At 69.0% G+C, this 18302-nt stretch carries 18 protein-coding genes and 1 tRNA gene; 9 read left to right on the top strand and 10 right to left on the bottom strand.

Features of this window, described 5'->3' with window-relative positions; translation table 11 throughout:
* The first annotated feature begins 29 nt into the window (after positions 1-29).
* Positions 30-761 carry an SDR family oxidoreductase gene (locus tag ABZU43_RS05850; protein ID WP_355005403.1) on the top strand — a complete coding sequence of 244 codons (732 nt, stop codon included), beginning with the start codon at positions 30-32 and terminating at the stop codon, positions 759-761.
* 12 nt (positions 762-773) lie between these two features.
* Here the strand turns inward: ABZU43_RS05850 and ABZU43_RS05845 are convergent, their stop codons facing one another.
* Complete coding sequence (locus ABZU43_RS05845) at positions 774-1244, bottom strand: TspO/MBR family protein (RefSeq protein WP_355005402.1); 471 nt, start codon at positions 1242-1244, stop codon at positions 774-776.
* Here ABZU43_RS05845 and ABZU43_RS05840 point away from each other — a divergent pair.
* Entirely contained in the window at positions 1243-1662 is a 420-nt protein-coding gene (locus tag ABZU43_RS05840) for a hypothetical protein (protein ID WP_355005401.1), read from the top strand. The genes ABZU43_RS05845 and ABZU43_RS05840 overlap by 2 nt on opposite strands.
* A gap of 155 nt (positions 1663-1817) precedes the next feature.
* On the opposite strand, the gene ABZU43_RS05835 is transcribed toward ABZU43_RS05840, so the two are convergent.
* A complete protein-coding gene (locus ABZU43_RS05835; protein ID WP_355005671.1) occupies positions 1818-3482 on the bottom strand; it encodes a Na+/H+ antiporter in 1665 nt (554 codons plus the stop codon).
* A gap of 351 nt (positions 3483-3833) precedes the next feature.
* Here ABZU43_RS05835 and ABZU43_RS05830 point away from each other — a divergent pair.
* Both ABZU43_RS05830 and ABZU43_RS05825 read left to right on the top strand, forming a co-directional pair.
* A tRNA-Lys gene (locus tag ABZU43_RS05830) sits at positions 3834-3906 on the top strand.
* Between the two features lie 202 nt (positions 3907-4108).
* On the top strand, positions 4109-4381 hold the full coding sequence (locus ABZU43_RS05825) for a DUF4326 domain-containing protein (RefSeq protein ID WP_355005670.1): 273 nt from the start codon (positions 4109-4111) through the stop codon (positions 4379-4381).
* On the opposite strand, the gene ABZU43_RS05820 is transcribed toward ABZU43_RS05825, so the two are convergent.
* The gene (locus ABZU43_RS05820) at positions 4371-5261 is read right to left on the bottom strand and encodes a hypothetical protein (RefSeq protein WP_355005669.1); all 891 of its coding nucleotides are present in this window, start codon (positions 5259-5261) and stop codon (positions 4371-4373) included. The genes ABZU43_RS05825 and ABZU43_RS05820 overlap by 11 nt on opposite strands.
* A gap of 314 nt (positions 5262-5575) precedes the next feature.
* Here ABZU43_RS05820 and ABZU43_RS05815 point away from each other — a divergent pair, with 314 nt between their 5' ends.
* Both ABZU43_RS05815 and ABZU43_RS05810 read left to right on the top strand, forming a co-directional pair.
* Positions 5576-6238, top strand: coding sequence for a pentapeptide repeat-containing protein (locus tag ABZU43_RS05815; RefSeq protein WP_355005400.1), 663 nt, complete (start codon positions 5576-5578; stop codon positions 6236-6238).
* A 15-nt stretch (positions 6239-6253) separates the two neighbouring features.
* Complete coding sequence (locus ABZU43_RS05810; protein ID WP_355005399.1) at positions 6254-6823, top strand: kinase; 570 nt, start codon at positions 6254-6256, stop codon at positions 6821-6823.
* Positions 6824-6996: 173 nt separating this feature from the next.
* On the opposite strand, the gene ABZU43_RS05805 is transcribed toward ABZU43_RS05810, so the two are convergent.
* The 7 genes from ABZU43_RS05805 to ABZU43_RS05775 all read right to left on the bottom strand — a co-directional run bounded on the left by ABZU43_RS05805 (position 6997) and on the right by ABZU43_RS05775 (position 13541).
* Positions 6997-7755, bottom strand: a complete 759-nt coding sequence (locus ABZU43_RS05805) for a hypothetical protein (protein ID WP_355005398.1) — start codon at positions 7753-7755, stop codon at positions 6997-6999.
* Between the two features lie 179 nt (positions 7756-7934).
* Positions 7935-8351 (bottom strand): hypothetical protein, encoded by a 417-nt coding sequence (locus tag ABZU43_RS05800; RefSeq protein ID WP_355005397.1) that lies wholly within the window; start codon positions 8349-8351, stop codon positions 7935-7937.
* A gap of 183 nt (positions 8352-8534) precedes the next feature.
* Entirely contained in the window at positions 8535-8879 is a 345-nt protein-coding gene (locus tag ABZU43_RS05795) for a YnfA family protein (protein ID WP_355005396.1), read from the bottom strand.
* The gene (locus tag ABZU43_RS05790) at positions 8876-9304 is read right to left on the bottom strand and encodes a MerR family transcriptional regulator (RefSeq protein ID WP_355005395.1); all 429 of its coding nucleotides are present in this window, start codon (positions 9302-9304) and stop codon (positions 8876-8878) included. Before ABZU43_RS05790 ends, ABZU43_RS05795 begins: the two co-directional genes overlap by 4 nt.
* Positions 9301-9633 carry a hypothetical protein gene (locus ABZU43_RS05785; RefSeq protein ID WP_355005394.1) on the bottom strand — a complete coding sequence of 111 codons (333 nt, stop codon included), beginning with the start codon at positions 9631-9633 and terminating at the stop codon, positions 9301-9303. The genes ABZU43_RS05790 and ABZU43_RS05785 overlap by 4 nt, the downstream gene beginning before the upstream one ends.
* 98 nt (positions 9634-9731) lie before the next feature.
* Positions 9732-12851 carry a hypothetical protein gene (locus ABZU43_RS05780; RefSeq protein ID WP_355005393.1) on the bottom strand — a complete coding sequence of 1040 codons (3120 nt, stop codon included), beginning with the start codon at positions 12849-12851 and terminating at the stop codon, positions 9732-9734.
* Positions 12852-12905: 54 nt separating this feature from the next.
* Positions 12906-13541, bottom strand: a complete 636-nt coding sequence (locus ABZU43_RS05775) for a TetR family transcriptional regulator (protein ID WP_355005392.1) — start codon at positions 13539-13541, stop codon at positions 12906-12908.
* Positions 13542-13636: 95 nt separating this feature from the next.
* Between ABZU43_RS05775 and ABZU43_RS05770 the strand changes: the two genes are divergently transcribed.
* From ABZU43_RS05770 to ABZU43_RS05760, 3 genes are all read left to right on the top strand, one after another.
* Positions 13637-14575 carry an oxidoreductase gene (locus ABZU43_RS05770; RefSeq protein ID WP_355005391.1) on the top strand — a complete coding sequence of 313 codons (939 nt, stop codon included), beginning with the start codon at positions 13637-13639 and terminating at the stop codon, positions 14573-14575.
* 77 nt (positions 14576-14652) lie between these two features.
* Positions 14653-15003, top strand: coding sequence for a DoxX family protein (locus ABZU43_RS05765; RefSeq protein ID WP_355005390.1), 351 nt, complete (start codon positions 14653-14655; stop codon positions 15001-15003).
* 250 nt (positions 15004-15253) lie between these two features.
* Positions 15254-18238 carry a glycoside hydrolase family 3 C-terminal domain-containing protein gene (locus ABZU43_RS05760; RefSeq protein ID WP_355005389.1) on the top strand — a complete coding sequence of 995 codons (2985 nt, stop codon included), beginning with the start codon at positions 15254-15256 and terminating at the stop codon, positions 18236-18238.
* Positions 18239-18302 lie beyond the last annotated feature (64 nt).

Genomic DNA, 18302 nt, shown 5'->3' with positions numbered 1-18302 from the left:
CTTGCGGGCCATGACTCACAGTCGAAGACATGAGTGACACGAAGATCGCCCTGGTAACCGGGGCCAACAAGGGCATCGGGTACGAGATCGCGGCAGGCCTGGGTGCGCTGGGCTGGAGCGTGGGTGTCGGGGCCCGCGAGCAGACCCGGCGGGACGCGGCGGTGGCACGGCTGCGGGACGCCGGCGTCGACGCCTTCGGTGTCCCGTTGGATGTCACCGACGACAGCAGTGTCGCCGCCGCGGCCGATCTGATCGCCGAACGCGCCGGACGCCTCGATGCCCTGGTCAACAACGCCGGAATCACCGGCGGCGGGCCGCAGCAGCCGAGCAGCGTCGATCCGGCCGTCATCCGCACGGTGGTGGAGACCAACGTCATCGGCGTCATCCGGGTGACCAACGCCATGCTGCCGTTGCTCGGCAGGTCGGCCTCGCCGCGCATTGTGAACATGTCCAGCAGCGTCGGTTCTCTGGCCCGCCAGTCCGGCCCCGGTGGTGAGACCTCCACAGGTCCGGTCGCTGTGGCCTACGCGCCCTCCAAGTCATTCCTGAACGCGGTGACCCTTCAGTACGTCCGGGAACTGGCAGACACGAACATCCTCATCAACTGCGCCTGCCCGGGCTTCGTCGCCACCGACCTCAACGGCTTCCGTGGCGTGCGTACTCCCCAGGAGGGCGCAGCGACCGCCATCCGCCTGGCCACACTGCCCGACGGGGGCCCCACCGGCGGATTTTTCGAGGACGCCGGTGTGGTGCCCTGGTGACGGCTCGCAGGCTCACCTGTTGCTGTTGAGGCGGACGATGGTGCCGTTGAGGGCGGTCGCGAAGAGCGTCCACGCGACGTACGGGGCCAGTGCGACGGCCGCGACGCTGTCGGCCTGTGAGGCTCGGCGGAGCAGCACGAGGTTGGAGGCGTTGAGCGCGGCGATCTCGGCTAGCGCGATGGCGGGTCTGTGGGCCTTGAAGAACAGCGCGCTCCAACCGAAGTTGAGGGCCAGGTTGAGCCCGTAGGCACGGGTGAACGCGGCGCGGTCGGTTTCGCTGGTGCGGTCCAGCACGCGGGCGCCGGCCACCGCGATCAGGGCGTACAGCGGCGTCCATACCAGCGGGAACGCCACGGGCGGGGGTTGCCAGGTCGGCTTGCGTAGCCGTTGGTACCAGCGTGAGGAAGCGTCGGTGACCGTCGCCCCGGCGGCGGCTGTCACAGTGACCGCTGCCGCGGTCCTGGCCAGGGTTGGTAGTCGCATGCTGTTCAGCTACCCGGCCTACGACGGATCAATCGCGCCCCGTTCAGCGGCTGAACGGCGGTGGAACGAGAGCGAAACGCTGTCGGAGTGCTCAGTTAACCTCTGCGCCCTGCCGATGATCACCATCGCCGATGAAGTGACCGGAGCGCCGGATGGTCCTGAGTGGACCATGGACGTCTTCGAGGAGGAGGTACGCCTCGACGAGTTGATTCGGCGGCGGGTCTTTCTGGAGGTCGCCGAGTCCGGCGCGCAGGTCGATCCGGAGGAGCGGACCCGGACGACGCTCGAGGCGTTCGGCCGCAACGGCTTCGTGGTGCTGGTCGACGACCGGCAGGTGACGGCCCTGGACGACAAGGTCCACCTGCACGCGGGGTCCCGGATCACGTTCCTCAAGCTCGTCCCGCTGGTGGGTGGCTGATGGACACGTTCGACCCGGAGCAGGCGCTGCGCGACGTGGTCACCGCCTTCAGGAGGCGGTCCGAGCGCTGGGAAAACGCTCTCAACGACACTGATCAGCGGGACTTCGTCGATCAGGTGGCCGTAGTGTGCGGCTGGGCGCCGTCACCCTGCAGGTCAGCTGGAAGCCCGCCTCGGGAGTAGCAGCTCCTCGTGATCGAGTTCACGTTCCAGAACGCGAAGTTCCTCGTCCGGCAGTCGGCCGGAGTCGCGCCAGCGCACGAGTTCCTCGCGCTGCGCGGCGATGGCTGTCCGCCGGACCCGAAGCGCCGTCTCGTACTCCGGCGAGGTGGGCAACTCGGATGAGTCGCTCTGCTCCAGAAGGTCCAGCCGCCCGCGGTAGCGCGCCAGTCGAGCCAGCAGCTGCGTACGCGTGGTGTTGACGGCCACCGTGCTGTCCGGCTCCGCCGCCGCAACCTCGTCGAGGCGGGCCAGGGCGGCCTCGACCGCCGCCGAGCGGGCCTCGTTGCGTACACGGGCCTGGTCGGTTTCGTTGGCGCGCAGGCCCAGCATCCGCACGAGCGGCGCGAACGTCAGGCCCTGCCCGACGAGTGTCACCAGGACGACCACGAAGGTGCAGAACAGCAGGAGGTCACGGTCGGGAAAGGGTGCGCCGCTGTTGGTGGTCAGCGGCAGGGTGAAGATCGCGGCCAGGCTGATCACGCCACGGGTGCCGGACCAGCTCAGAGCCACCACTTCACGGGAGGTGAGCCGGCGGGCGTTGCGGTCAGCGCGCTCGATCCGCCGGGCACTCCCGGGTTCGTCGGGGTCGTCCTGCTCGGAAATGCCGCCCAGCCGGGTGTGCAACGACCGGGGGAGGGACTGGGTCAGCACCAGCCACGCGGGGCGCAGCAGGAGCACCACGCCGACCGATATGGCGACAGCGATGACGATGGTCGACGTGTCGTACTGACGCAGGCCCTTGACGACTTCGGGAAGCTGCTGGCCGATGAGCAGGAAGACGAAGCCTTCGAGGAGGAAGTCGACCAGCCGCCACACCGCGCTGGTCTGCAGCCGGGCGGCCCCCGAGGTGAGCTGCGGTGTCTTGTGACCAACGATCAGCCCGGCGATCACCACGGCGAGCACCCCGGAGACGTGCAGTTCCTCGCCCAACAGGTAGGCCACGAACGGTGTCGCGAGCGAGATGGCGTTCGACAACAGTGGGTCCGCGGTGAACGGTCGGGCCAGACGTACCAGCCAGGCCACTGCCGCTCCCACGGCGACCCCGCCGACCGCCGCCAGGACGAACTGGGCAACGGCGGACGGGAACGAGAACTCACCACCCACAGCGGCGGCCACCGCGACGCTGAGCATCGTCAGCGCTGTGGCGTCGTTGAGCAGCCCCTCGCCCTGAATGATCGTGACCATCTTCGGTGGCAGGTTCACCCGGCGGCCCACCGCCAGGGCGGCCACCGGGTCGGGCGGCGCGATGGCGGCGCCGACCGCGATCCCGGCAGCGAGCGTCGCCCCGGCGACGAACAGGTGGAACCCGATGCCGACCAGTACCCCGGTGAGGAGCACCAGCAGCACGGACAAGCTGACCACGATGCGGAGGTTCCGGCGGATGTCCAACAGCGAGGAGTCCAGTGCGGCGCTGTAGAGCAACGGCGGCAGCACGATCATGAGCACAAGGTCGGGGTCAAGGCCGACGTTGGGGCCGGGGAGCAGCGCGTACACGATGCCGATGAGCGGCAGAAGCGCCGCGGCCGGCAGCCCGGTGCGGGCCGCCACCCACCGCACGACGACGATGACCGCGACAGCGGCGAGCACGAACAACAACATCGAATGGGTGCTCACCTGGTTGATTCCCCTGGATCGGCGCGAGGTTGCTCGGAGCCGCCGCGGGTTCGCGGCCGAGCCGGCCGATGGCACCGTCGGCGCAGCATGCAGCAGTGACGAGCGTACCCGCCTGATCACCGGACCTGACCGACCGCTGAACACGGCCACCGCGCCCGACACCGGCGACGACCACCGGTACGTCAAGGTCACGGCCGGGACCGGTCCCCGGCAGAGCGTGCGAAGGCCGGCCGTCCGGAGTCGCAACCGGGCAGGTCACGCTGACACTGCGGTGAGGCGAACCCCCTCCTGTTTGGGTGACGTCCGCGTGCTAGCGTCTCGTCCCGTTGTCGGTGAGCGCCGCTAGCTCAACTGGCAGAGCAGTGGACTCTTAATCCGCGGGTTCGGGGTTCGAGTCCCTGGCGGCGCACTAACGATCAAGGTCCTGACCTGGTGGTTCACACCGGGTCAGGGCCTTCTTCGCGTAGGGCGGCGGTGGGTGGTCGCGCTGCGGGTGCTCGGGAGCCCGGTGGGCCGGGCGTATTCGACCGCGGAGGCGTCCGCCGCGCTTCTGCGAGCATCCAGTCGGTGGCGATTACGCTGGCGGCGTGGGGGGACAGCTCCGGGTTCGCATGCAGGGGGATCTCTATCACCCGGTAGTGCCGCCGGGAGCCGTGTATGTGGGTCGGCAGGGGTTCGGGTTACGGCGTTCTCCCTGGGCCAACCCGTTCAGCCTGCGAAAGCATGATCGGGCGGAGGCGTTACGCCTTTATCGGCAGTGGCTGCTGGGGCAGCCGGCCCTTGTTGACCGGGCCCGGCGGGAGTTAACGGGGAAGCAGTTGGCGTGCTGGTGCCGCGTCGAGGATGCGTGCCATGCCGACGTGCTGACCGACGTCATCGGTTGACGTGGAATCGGTATCGCGAGGTGGGCCGTCTCGGTGCGTAGACACCGCCAATGCTGAAGGACTGCGGTCTTGCCGCTTGGTTGCCTACATAGAAGGCGACGTCGCGGTCGGCGGCGCAGAGCTGGGTGAGGAATCTGTTTTTCAGCTGTTCCGCAGCCTCCGCGTCGGTGAGCTGGCCCAGGCGGCGTTGTAGGGCGACGAACTCCCAGTCCCAGAGTGTCTGTTGGTGACCGCGGCACTGACGGTCTGCGCAGCGATAGCGGTAGGCACCGCTGAAGCGTGGTGCGTGAAGCGGGCTGCGCTTGGTTGGTTCCAGTAGGTCGAGCTGGTTGAGGTAGCCAGCGATCTTCTTGCGGTCCTCCGCCGACCAGCCGGGATGTCGCTTGACCTGAAGAGACGAGATGTCGGCCACGCGAATCAGCGCGATCGATCGTGCGCTCCGGTCGTCGCGGGCCTGTTTGTTGAGTCGGCACATGGAGTCTTCGACGAGGGGATCGAGGAGGTTTCGACGCGACTGTCGGCTGGCGATGTGCCGCTCGGTGGTGATGGTGTCCATGATCGGCTTCCAGCTCTCGCGCCGCTGGTCCTGACCGGCTGGCAGTGCGTCGACGTGGATGATGTCGTACTTGTGGAACTTGCCTTCGTCGTCGAGGTCTCGATAGTGAACCGGGTAGAGGCGAATCCAACCCGTCCAGGGCGGGTCCATGCCCAGTGCCCCGACGCAGACCGTCTCGCCGTACCGCGCGGAGGGGTTGGGTGCCGCCTTCACTGTGATCAGGAGGCGGAGTGTCGTTGGTCGTGCCAGGACGGGCTTCGGTCTCGGATCTTCGTCTGTGCTCGATCCCCACAACGGAAGTTGTTCCAACGGAACCACCCATATCGCTAAAAGCAGCCGCCCAGGCACCTTCAGTTACATAGACGGTCTCACATTTGAATGGATCCGGCACTAGCCGTGAGGGGTGAGGGTTGGCCTCTCGGCCAAACGAGGCGTGGTGCTGGAGTCAGCGGCGTCGCGCTGCCCAGATGGCCCTACGCTGGCGGCATGAGGGAACCAGCGCGCACCGGAATTGGTAGGTGATGTTGACGGCGCGGGTTCGCGATCCCGCAGGAGATCCCGGACGAGGTGCGGACGGCGTTCGAGCGCCTGGTCGCGGCCGGCTCTACGAGCCGGCTAGTTTGAGCGGTTGAGGACACATGCGCACCTCCACGATCGGCGACGTGAAGGTCCTGCTGCCGGACCTCGAACACGACGACCTCGACAGCACGACGGAGCTTGTCGACCGCCTCACCGAGGCCCTCGTCGAGGGCGCAGGGTGGCGCGGCTCGCACCTTGAGGACGTCAGCATCCGCAGCAGCCTGATCACCGGTGTGGACTTGAGCGAGAGCACCTGGGAGGCGGGCAGCCTCTTCGGTTGCGAGATCGTCCGCACCGACTTCTCCGGCGCGGCCCTGACCGGTACCGCCATCGAACGCTGCGCCATTACCGGCTCCCGATTTACCGGCACCAGGCTCAGCGACGTACGCCTCAAGGACGTCCTGTTCGACGGCTGCCGCTTCGACTACGCCACCTTCCAACGCGTCGCCGCCGCCGGTTCGGTCGCGTTCACCGACTGCACTTTCACCAACGGGGCGTGGTCTTCCTGCCGACTACGGAGCATCGCGCTGCGGTCGTGTGACCTTGCTGGACTGGAGTTGGACTCCTGCCACCTCGACGGCACCGATCTGCGCGGCAGCCGGCTCCAGGGCCTCAAGACGCCGCTGGACAACCTGCGCGGCGTCACCCTCGGCGAGGACCAACTTCCTGACCTCACCCAGCTGGCCGTCGCCGCCCTCAAACTCACTGTGCGCAACGACTGACGCCGAGGAGGCATCGTGCTCGCTGAACCCACCGGCAGCCCGGACACGGTCCTCGTCTGCGTCCGAGGCAACTCCGGCTCGGGCAAGAGCAGCATCGCCCGGGAGCTACGACGCCGGCACGGCCGGGGCTGCGCCCTGGTCGAGCAGGACTACCTGCGCCGCATCGTGCTGCGCGAGCGCGACAAGCCCGGCGGCGCGGCACCGGCGTTGATCGGGCAGACGGTTCGGTTCGCCCTCGACCACGGCTATCACGTGGTCGTGGAGGGCATCTTGCACACCAGTCGCCATCGAAGCATGTTGACCTCTCTGCGGGACGACCACCGCGGCCGGTCGCTGTTCTGCTATCTAGACGTGTCCCTGCCCGAGACCTTGCGCCGGCACCTCACCCGCCCGCAGGCCAGCGAGTTCACCTCCGAGCACATGAGCGGCTGGTACGCCGCCCACGACGTCCTGGGCTGGCCCGACGAGCTCGTTCTGCCCGAGACCACCGGGCTGGACGAGGCCGTTGATGCCATCGCTGCTGCGGCTGGGCTACCCCAGACCGGACGCGACGACGACCTGCTACCGAGCGTTCCATCCCCGTAGAGCAGCTCAGCTGGCTACCGATGTCGCCGATCCGGCGCACCGTTCGTCAACCTCAGCATCGAGTGGCCAGAGAGCCCAGCGACCGCGACGGCATGGAGCTCGCCGAACCGCCTCCGGCGAGATGAGGTTCGCGGTGTAGCGACGTAAGCGATGCCGACGCCCAGAGGCGTGGTCTACCCGCGACTCGCGTGCTGATTGCGTCCGGTATGCACGGCGGCTGCGGCGATCATGACAGCACCGGCTGCGGCGACGATGCGGACACGGCGAGGTCGGTTGGCGGACAGGGCCGTCGTCAGCAGCCCCCACCCGGAGGCCAGTGCGAGCGGCAGCCGCCCCCGCCGGCTTCGCGCGACCGCGCCGGCTGCGACGGCGGAGGTGGCGAGTAGTCCGGCGGCGGACGCGGTAACTGTGCGCGGTGCGTCCGGAGAAGCGCCGGAGGCGACCTTGGCTGCGGCAATGTTGACGGCGCTGGCCACTGTCGTCCACCCCAGGAGGAGGCCCGTGCTCAGCGGTGTGAGCGCGGTCCACGTGGTCGTGTCGGGTGCGCGTTGCAGGCGCAGGTGAGCGGTGGCGGCGAAGCCGGCGGCGGCCGGCAGGAGGAACGGCGTGAGCGCGAAACGGTCGCTCTGCGCGGCAACCGACCAGGCGGTGTTCATCGCGTAGGCGCCAACCAGCGGCCACCCGACCGCACGACTCATGGGCTCACCTCGACCCTGCGGCAGGCACTGACCGATGGTCGAGGCGATGCATCCGGCGAAGATCGGCGCCCAGACCGCGAAGGCGTAGTCCGGAGGCGTGATCACCGTGTCGTAGCGGTCTGTCTGCTCTCCGTCGCCGATCAGCGCCCCGAGAACGGGTGCGGCGACGAACGCCGCGCACGTGCCCGTGAGGGCGATCGATCGCAGGCCGTCGTCCATGATCTCTCCGATCATCGTCAGAGCGGATCGGTGAACCTGACGCCGACCGTACCTCAGAACCGAGCGATGGTGCGTTGATGCTCGGCGATTCATCACAGGCCGCGGTGCTCGCGCCGGCGTCCCGCCCGCCGGAACGTCGGCGGCGACCGGCCTGACGGCTGGCCGGTCGGCGAACGCCGACCGGCCGACCTCAGTCACGCCACAATGTCCCAGGTCGTTCGGCACTTCTCGTCGGCGCCGTTCGCGCCATTGCGTTCGCATGCTTCGACATAGACTCTCGTGCCCGCCAGCAGTCTGACGTAGTAGGGCTCGGAGCAGGTGCCGCTGCCGTTCGCCGCGTGGAGCGTGACCTTGGCGTACACGGGCTCCCACCAGATGCGGCCGATGGTACGGCGGCCGTCCGCTTTGCCCTCGTCGCAGGCTCGGAACGCCGCATCGATTCCGGAGTTGGTGTAGATGGCGAAGCCGTTGCCGGCGGAGTACGGGTCGGCCGAATACACGAGGATGGGGTACCCCGCAGAGGCGGTGTTCGTGGTGGCCACGAGCCCGGTGGCCGTGAGCACCAACGCCATCAGCGTGGCACCGAACCAGCGTGAACTCTTGCGGATCATCGGCAACCTCCTACCGTCGAGAAACGACCGGTGTGGTCGTCACGATCGATGGTGGGCGCGATCCCTCTGTGAATGACAGACGCGCGGACAGTTCCGAACAGGTCCGAACACTGCGAACGCCTCCGGTGCGCCGCTTCTCAGGTCGAGTTGTTCTGCAACCTCAGGCCACTGGCGTCCTGGCGATCAGGAGCCGCCTGCCGAACGCGGCGCGTACATGATCAGGGCGACGCCGATCAGGCAGATGCCGGCGCCGATGATGTCCCACCGGTCGGGCCGGAACTTGTCGACGATCACGCCCCAGGCGAGGGATCCGGCGACGAACACGCCGCCGTAGGCGGCGAGGATGCGTCCGAAGTTCGGGTCGGGTTGGAAGGTGGCGACGAATCCGTACGCGCCGAGGGCGATGACTCCGGCGGCAATCCACCACAGGCCGCGGTGCTCGCGCCAGCCCTGCCAGACCAGCCACGCCCCGCCGATCTCGAACAGGGCGGCGACGACGAACAACAGGATCGAGCGGACGACGGTCATCCGTGGACCGTACCGAGGGTGGTGAAGGGGATGGGGCAGTACGGCTGCTCGGCGCACTCGACGAGGTCGTCGCAGCCGGCCTTCACCGCAGCGCGCAGTGTGCCGGCGATGACCTGCAAATCGGCGATCTTCGCCTCGACCTCGGCGAGCTTTGCCTGGGAACGGGCCCGTAGGCCGGCGTCGGGGTGGCGACCGTGACGGTGCTGGCCCGCGTCGAGAAGCTCGGCGACCTCGTCGAGGGTGAACCCGAGCCGCTGCGCCGCTTTGATCACCTTCAGCAGGGTGACCGTTTCGGTCGGGTAGAGGCGGTGCCCGCCGAGGCTTCGGTCTGGTTCGGCGAGCAGCCCGCGGCGTTCGTAATAGCGCAGCGTCTGCGGGTTCACCCCGGCCGCGGCGGCGACCTGGCCGCTGCGCAGTCCGCTCACGCCGTCATCCCGGCGGCGGCGCGCTGCGCGAGCGCGTCGAGGACATCGACGTGCGCGGCCGGCACCCGTACGTCGAGGCGCAGCGTGTGAGTGTCGGCGGCGAGGGTGAACGAGAAGAACGAGCAGCAGGAGCTTTCCCGGCCGACGAGGTCCCGGGCGGCCGCCTCGGCGGCCGGGTCGAGACGCCACAGCAGTTCGGTGGGGGAGAGCCGCTGCTGCGCCAGCAGGGAGGTGGCGAACAGGTTGTCGAATTCGGCCAGCCGCAGCGGCTGTTGCCTGCTCGGCAAGGTGCACGACTCGGGCACCCACGCCGGGGAGTCAGTGGTCATACCAACGACGGTAAGCGTGTACCTGGGTACCGGATGCAAGTCGGACGGTCACGACAGACGGGGTTGCCGGCGCCCGTAGACGCCGGCAACGCCCTGGCTCAGTTGGCGTGAGTCAGGCGTGTGGTGATGCGCAGGCCCAGCAGGGTGTCGTTCATCCACGGCACCCGCTCGCGGTGCAGGCCGGCGGTCATCTGGTCCGCCCACACCTCGTACCGTTGCAGGAGCGTGTTGGCGCGGGACCGCGCGCTGGTGATCAGGCAGTCGCCCAGTGGGTCACCGGGCAGGTTCGACGAGTCGACAGCGGGCTCGCACGGCGCCTTGAGGCTGACCTGGTTGAGCAGTGGGCGGCTGGGTTCGAGCGAGCACGGTGTGGGCGCGCAGGGGACGTAGTTCTCGCTCGCCCTGGCATAGGCATTGCCGATCTTGGCGTCCGTCGGCATGTTCACCGGGATCTGGTACTGCCCGAACAGGTTCGCGGACAGCACGTCGTCCGAGTCGAGGGCGTTGGGCAGACCCAACCGGGTGTACGCCTGAAGCAGCCGCGCCGCAGTGTTCACCTTCTTCAGGGCGGTGGGCACCGGCCCGCCGATCTGGGTGCTCTGGTCCCGTACCCGGTCGTACATGGACTTCTGCCGGGCCTGGAGGAAACCGCGCAGGGTCGACTTCAGCGTGGTGTCCAGTGCCGTGTTGTTCACGATCGTGGCGCCGCTCGCGAAGGCGTACCGGCCGGACGGCCACTTCTGGGTCAGGCCCTGCTCGGGTGTGGTCTCGCTGTCGCAGCTGAAGAACTCGCAGTAGACCTGGTAGACCTGCTCGCCCGGCCAGGTGTAGTCGGCGGTGCGCGAGTTCTGCCAGGGCGCTGACGAGTTCAGCCGGAACCGGCTGTGGATCTGCAACCGCAGCCTGCCGTAGGCGCGGACCACGCCACCGTTGTCGGTGATGCGAGTGTGGACCCAGCTTGGCGAGTAGCAGTAGCCGACCTCGGGCAACTCCCGTACCCCCGCCGGGGGCTCGTCGTGGCGCGGCGTGTACGCGTAGTGGAGTGCCCGCACCATGCTCGACATCAGCTCGTAGGTGACGTTGCTGGGTCGGTCGATCTGCCGGCTGCCCTCACACGCGGGCACCGTCGCCTCGTCGGCCTTCGCCGGCGCCGGGGCGAGCGGCTTGTCGGTGTCCCAGAACAGGTCGTAGTTCTTGGGCGTCTTCACCTGTACGCCGTTGGCGTCCGGCTCGTAGCGGACCTGGACCTCGTTGCTCCGGAAGGCCCTCAGCGCTGTCGACAGCTCGTCGGTGGCGGCGACGTACTCGTTCACCAGCCCGGTGATCAGGGCGTTGGCGTTGCCGTTGGCCGGTCGACCGAAGCTGGCCGCGAGGTCGGCGATGCGGGTGCCCTCGGCCTCGATCTGTGCGGCGCGGCCGGCGCTGACCTGGGCGGCGTACGTCGGGTTCTGCAGCATCAGCATGGCGTACGCCTGCGCGCCGAGGTTCCACACCGTCGGGTTGCCGACCGGTGTCGACGGCTCGGCCATCGACGAGTCACGCCCGTTGGCGATCCGGGCCAGGTAGTTGATCGACCGGGCTTCGCCGAAGCTGTTCAGGACAGTGGTCGGGTCGACCGCCGGGTTGTCGGCGTCGGTTTTCGGTACGACGAAGGCGGCGCCGCCGGCCAGCTGCGTCGCGGTCAGGTGGAACTCGTTCTCCGGGTCGATGAACTCGCCGTACGTCGGGATCGGTTGACCGAAGTTCTCCCGGTAACCGATGTACTTGTTGATGTCGGCGCGGGCGTCGTGCAGGGTGGCATCGCCGATCGCGGCCAGCACGGTGGCGGCGATGTCCTCCAGGCGCAGGCCGAGCTGGGCGACCTGCTGCTGCACCAGGGTGATCTGCGCGGTGTTGCCGGCGATCGCCGCGTTCAGTTTGTCGAACTGGGCCATCATGTTCGCGTACACCGTGTTGATCTGGGCCTCGATCCGCGCGAAGCTGGCGCGCATCTCGTCGCCGAGGGCCCGTACCTCGTTGCGCAACGCTGTGACCTGGGCAAGGATCTGCGCGTCCAGCGATGGTCCACTGCTGCCGAAGAGCCCGACGACGGACATCACCGCACCGAAGATATTGCCGGTCATCGCCAACGTCGCGGTGCTGAAGATCGAGCCGGCGAGGCCGCGACCGGTGATCGCCGCCGCGTACGTGGAGATCGCGCTGATCGTGGTGAGGACGGCCTCGCCGATCACCTTGGATTTCTTGCCGACGGCGGGGTCGGCAAACCCGATGATCGTCGACACCATGCCCACCCCGGCCTTGATGTCGGAGATGGTCTGCTGCCGAGCCTTGTTCCGGTCCTCGGCGGCCTTCTTGGCCGCCGCGGTGCACGCGGCGCTCGGCGGCCCCTCTGGCGGACACTTGCTGTTGTTCTCGCCGATCTCGAGGCGGATCTCCAGGCTCAGGCCGAGCAGCTGCGCGTGCAGGTTGGCCAGCTGCTGCTTGGCGGCCGCGACGTACGCCACCGAGTCGTTCCGCAGTGCCAGGATCGCGTCGAGGTCCACGTGCGTGAGCCCGGGATCCTGCTGGAGTTCCTCGTAGGTGCTGGTGATGTCCACCCCGATCGGCGCACCGAGGGCGGCATTCCAGGCGGTGGCGACCGGCGGGCTGGCTGCCCCCGCCTGTCGGGTCGCGGACCACACCGCGGCGAGAGCGTCGTCACGGCCGCGCAGCCACTGGGCGGTCCGCAGCGCGCCGGAGGCGAGTTCCTCGCGGGTGTCCCACGGCTCGACCGTCTTGCCGATCACGGCCCCGACCAGGCCGGTGATCTCCGGCGAGGTCGAAGTGTCGCCGCCGGGCGCGCCGAGCAGGATGTCGACGGACCTGAGCAGCAGGTCCTGCTCCGGCAGCAGGAGGTCGAACGCGGTCAGCGAGCCGTCGAGCAGCTGCTGGCGTGCGGTGAGCTGGGTCTGTGCCTGTTCGGCGGTGGCGTTCGGGTGCAGCCGGTGCCACCCGACGAACTCGGCCGACAGCACGGCGGTCTTGATCCGAGCGGCACCCTGGAGGTGGATCTCGGCGACCTGGCCGAAGGCCCGGTCGGTGAGCGCTGCCTGAGGGATGGGGACGGGGACAGGATCGGCCGACGCGGGCTCACCGAAGAGCACGCCTGCCGCGGTGACCGTGATCATCGCCAGCACGGCAGTCCCGCGCCTGGTGCGCGTGGAACGTGTGAGTGTCATGCCGCGAACGTATTGAGCTGCCTGAAAGGGTGCTGAAACCGCGCTGACTCGCGCTCAGCCGGCGGCGGGTGACGCGGCCGGCGCGTCGAGGGCCGGTGCCACGACGGCGAACGCCTGGTCCATCAGCTCGGCCAGGTGCTGCTCGTCGTCGCCCGGCTGCCACCGCTGAAGCACCGTGTCGAGTGCCAGCAGTGCCATCCCGGCGGCCATCCGTGGGTAGGGGTCGGTGTGCGGGTCGAGGCGACGGCGGTTGGCCAACTCGGCGGACAGCTCGGTGCGCCACCCGATCTGGCGTTCCAGCCAGCGGGCGTGCAGGGCGGGGGTGTCCAGGATCAGACGGACGACGACCCGGGCCCGCTCGGAGTGCTCCGGGTGGTCGTTGCAGGCGGCGAGCGGCACCCAGAGTGCGTGGCGCAGCGCGACCGACGGCGGCTCGGCGGGCGGTCGGGCCGCGAGTTCGGTGATGATGTCCGCGCTGGTGTCGGCCAGGAACCGGACGACCACGTCCTCCTTGGACGCGAAGTAGCGGAAGAAGGTGCGCCGCGACATGCCGGCCGCCGCCACGATGTCGTCGACTGTCACCGCGTCGAAACCCTTGGTCGCGAGCAGCATCAGGGCGGCGTCACGCAACTCGTCGGCAACGAGCTGGCGTTTGCGCTCGGCCAGGCTGTTGTCCGCACGGGATTTCATCAGTCGATGCTACGTCATTCGCTGCCGCATGATGCCGTTGTTGGCATCATGCGCATTGCTTGACACTGAGTGCCATGAGTAGCACAGTGGGTCGCATGACTGTCGATGGTTGGTCCACTGACCAGATTCCCGACCTGAGCGACCGCACCTTCGTCGTCACCGGTGCCACGGCGGGCCTCGGCCTGGTCACGACCCGGGCACTCGCCGTCCGCGGTGCGCGCGTCGTGCTGGCCGTCCGCGACGAGGAGAGAGGTCGCCGGGTGGCGGCCGACATCGCCGCAGCCCGGCCCGGCATCGACCTGGAAGTCCGGCGGATCGACCTCGCCGACCTCGACTCCGTGCGGGAGTTCGCCGACGGCATGCACGCCGACCATCGCCGGGTGGACGTGCTGATCAACAACGCGGGGGTGATGGCCCTGCCGCGCACCCTCAGCCCGCAGGGTCACGAGATGCAGTTCGCCACGAACCACCTCGGGCACTTCGCCCTCACCGGGCTCCTGCTCGACCTCCTGCTGGCCGGCCGGGACCCACGGGTGGTCACCGTCACCTCGGTCAACCACCGGCAGGCGAAGATGCGCTTCGACGACCCGACCGGCGAGCGGGGCTACTCGCCGATGGGCTTCTACAACACGTCCAAGCTGGCCAACGCCATCTTCGCCTACGAGCTGCACCGGCGGCTCAGCGCCGTGGCGAGTCCGCTGGGCAGCTTCCTCGCCCACCCCGGCTACACCGCGACGAATCTGCAGAGCAGCGCCACCACGCCGATCTGGCGACTGCTGCTGGGCCGGATTGGCAACCCGCTCCTCGCCCAGCCGGTCGATCGCGGTGTCTGGCCGCAACTGTTCGCCGCCACCGATCCCCACGCGCAGCCGGGCCAGCTCGTCGCCCCGGGCGGGCCGGGCGAACTGCGCGGCCACCCCGCGCCGGCGAAGCTCTCCGCCGCCGCGACCGACCCCGAGCACGGCCGCCGCCTGTGGGAACTGTCCGAACAGGCCACCGGCGTGCGGTTCGGCGCGCTGCGACCGGCGAGCTGATCGCTGCGCATCCCGTAGCCGTCACGTTCCGCCTTGCCAGATCGTCCAGGGGGCGAGCAGACACAACGGAGGAAAGAATGTTCGCTGCCTACGTCACGGTCACCATCATCGCGTCGATCTTCACCGGCTTCGCCGCCGTCACCTACCTGATCGGTCACGACTATCCGAAGGCCCAGGCGGACATGAAGCGCGTGCCACGGTCATGGGTGCCGCGGTTGGGCATGGCGCTGGCGGCAGGCGCGTTGGGGTTGCTGGCGGGCTTCGCCGTACCGCTGCTGGGCACCCTCGCCGCCGCTGGGCTGGTGCTGTATTTCATCGGCGCGCTCATCGCCCATCTGCGCGTCGGCTCCCGTCAGCTGGTGGGATGGGCCGTCTTCTTCGTCACCGAGGTGGCCGCGCTGACAGTGAACGTGCTCTACCACTGGTGATTCGGTTGGTGCGCCTCCCACGACGTCCTGGGCTGGCCCGACGGGCTCATCCTGTCGGAGCAGCTATTGCCCGCTCATCGAGGGGCATCTATAGTTGCGCGGATCACAACAATCATGGCCGTGGTGACGCGGCCGGGTCGTCGAAGCGCTTCGACGATTCGTCGTTCAGGCCCGTCAGCCGGGTGTCGAGCCTGGTCACGCCGGCCTCGGCGTCCGCTGGGCGCCTGTCGTACGACATGAGGAGAACCGCATGCGGAACTGGCGCCTTCGGCGCGGAATCACCGCGCTCGCGCTCGCCCTGCTAGCCCTACCGGCCGTTCCCGGCACCGCGCTCGCCGAACCCACCTACCCGTTCCGAGATCCCAGCCTGCCCGTGAACGTCAGGGTCGACGACCTGCTCGGCCGGCTCACGCAGGACGAGAAGATCTCCTGGCTGCACCAGTACCAGCCCGCCATTCCCCGGCTGGGCATCGGCCTGTTCAAGACCGGCACCGAGGCGTTGCACGGGGTGGCCTGGTCCACCGACATCGACAACAACGGCGCGGTGGTCAAGGCTCGCGGCACCGCCTTCCCACAGCCGGTGGGCATGGCGAGCACCTGGAACACCGACCTGATCCGGCAGGTCGGTTCGGCCGTCGGGGACGAGGCGCGCGGCTACCACGCGCAGAATCCCCGGGTCTGGGGGCTCAACCTCTGGGCACCGGTGGTCAACCTGCTGCGCGACCCCCGGTGGGGCCGCAACGAGGAGGGCTACTCCGAGGACCCGCTGCTCACCGCGAAGATCTCCACCGCGTACGGATCGGGAATGACCGGCGGTGACCCGAACCACCTGAAGAGCGCGCCGACCCTCAAGCACTACCTGGCCTACAACAACGAGGTCCGACGCGACGTGACCTCCTCGAACGTGCCACCTCGGGTGCTCAACGAGTACGACCGCGCGGCCTTCAAGCCGGCCATCACGGCCGGTGCGGCGACCGGGGTGATGGCGTCGTACAACCTGGTCAACGGTCGTCCGGCGACAGTGGACCCGGACCCGATGACGGTGTTCCGGGACTGGACCGACAGGCCGCTGATGAACGTCACCGACGCCTGGGCGCCGAACAACCTCGTCAACACCCAGAAGTACTACGCCACCCAGGCCGAGGGCAACGCGGCGATCATCAAGGCCGGCCTGAGCAGCTTCATCACCGACGACACGAACGCGCAGCCGACCATCACCGCGATCAAGCAGGCCCTCGCCGCCGGTCTGCTGACCGAGGCCGACATCGACGCCCGGATCCGCGAGATCCTCGACATCCGATTCCGGCTGGGTGAGTTCGACCCGGGTGGCGGCCGGCACGGCGGCATCACCCCGGACGTCATCAACAGCCCCGAACACCAGCGGTTGGCCCGGCAGGCCGCCGGCGAGGCGATGGTGCTGCTGAAGAACGAGCGGCAGGCGCTACCGCTGGACCCGGCCCGGACCCGCAAGGTGGCGGTGCTCGGCCCGTTGGCCGACACCCTCTACTCGGACTGGTACGGCGGCGACCTGCCCTACCAGGTGACCGCGCTCGACGGCATCCGCGAACGGCTGGGCAGCTCGGCCAGTGTGCGCGGGCTCGACGGGGCGGACCGGATCGCGCTCAAGGACGTGTCGACCGGCCGGTACGTCTCTGCCACCGGCACCACCGACGCCGACCCGGTCCTCGGGACCGGTGCCGTCCCGGCGCTCGTCGCCCAGTTCGACGTGGTCGACTGGGGGCAGGACGTGGTGACGTTGCGCAACGCCGCCAGCGGCCGCTACCTCGGCTACAACTGGGGGCCGTTCATCACCCGCGACGAGCAGCCGAACGGCTGGTACGTGCAGCAGCAGTTCAAGCTGGAGCCGCAGGCCGACGGAACTGTGGTGCTGCGCTACGTCGGCTACGAGACCACCGAGAGCTGGTTCGGCGCCGACACGTACGTGACGGTCGGCGACGACGGCGCCCTCAAGCTCGGCGCATCGACCCCGGACGCCGCGACCCACTTCAGTCGCAACCTGATCAGCAGCGGCATCGACCGGGCCGTGGCGGCAGCCAAGGCGGCCGACACCGCGGTGCTGGTGGTCGGCAGCAACCCGTTCATCAACGGTCGCGAGGCGCACGACCGGACCTCGACGGCGTTGAGCGCCGGCCAGGAGGCACTGGTCAAGGCGGTGGTCAGGGCCAACCCGCGGACCGTGCTCGTGCTCCAGACCAGCTACCCGGTCACCATCCGATGGGAGCAGGAGCACGTACCGGCCATCGTCTGGACCACCCACGCGGGCGCGGAGACCGGTCACGCCATCGCCGACGTCCTCTTCGGCGACCGTAACCCGTCCGGCCGGCTCACCCAGACCTGGTACCGCTCGGACTCGCAACTACCGCCGGACCTTCTGGAGTACGACATCATCTCGTCCGGGCAGACCTACCTCTACAACCGCGCGAGGCCGCTCTACCCGTTCGGCCACGGGCTGTCGTACACCCGCTTCCGGTACGGCCAGCTGCGTGCCGGCGCCCAGTCGGTGGCGGCCGACGGCACCATCACGGCCAGTGTCGACGTGACGAACGTCGGCAGCCGGACCGGGACCGAGGTCGTTCAGCTCTACACCCACCAGCGCACCTCGCGGGACACCACCCCGATCCGCCAGCTCAAGGCGTTCCAGCAGGTGAAACTCGCGCCTGGGCAGACCCGTACGGTGACCCTGCGCCTGCCCGCCGCGGATCTGGCGCACTGGGACGTCACCCGCAGCAGGTGGGTGGTCGAGTCGTCAGTCCACGACCTGATGGTCGGGGCGTCCGTCGAGGACATCCGCGCCCGCGCCGCGGTCCGGGTCCGCGGTGAGACCATCCCGGCCCGCGACCTGTCCCGGCCCACCCGGGCGGAGAACTTCGACAGGTACGCGGGGGTCCGGCTCGTCGACGAGACGAAACCGCGCGGTACGGCGGTCGGTGCCACCGCCGCCGGTCAGTGGATCTCCTTCGACGGTTCCGCGCTGCGTGCCGGCGAGCGAACCTTCACCGCGAAGGTCGCCAGGGTCGGTGCGGGTGCCGGCGCGATCCAGATCCGGATGGGGTCGCCCACCGGCCGGCTGCTCGGCACGGCCACGGTGCCCAGCACCGGCGACGAGTACCGGTACGTCAGCGCCAGCACCGAGTTGGCCCGGGTCGTCGGTACCCACGACGTGTACCTGGTGTTCGACTCCCCGCTGCGGCTGGCGGAGTTCTCCATCAGCTGACCGGAGGTCGGGGCCGGGTCGATCGTCGACCCGGCCCCGACCTGGCTCGGGCCGCGTGCCGGCT

Origin of the sequence: Micromonospora sp. NPDC005205 (assembly GCF_040608275.1) — a bacterium.
In the GTDB taxonomy this organism is placed as follows: Bacteria; Actinomycetota; Actinomycetes; order Mycobacteriales; family Micromonosporaceae; genus Micromonospora.
This window is presented reverse-complemented; position numbering and strand designations above follow the sequence as displayed.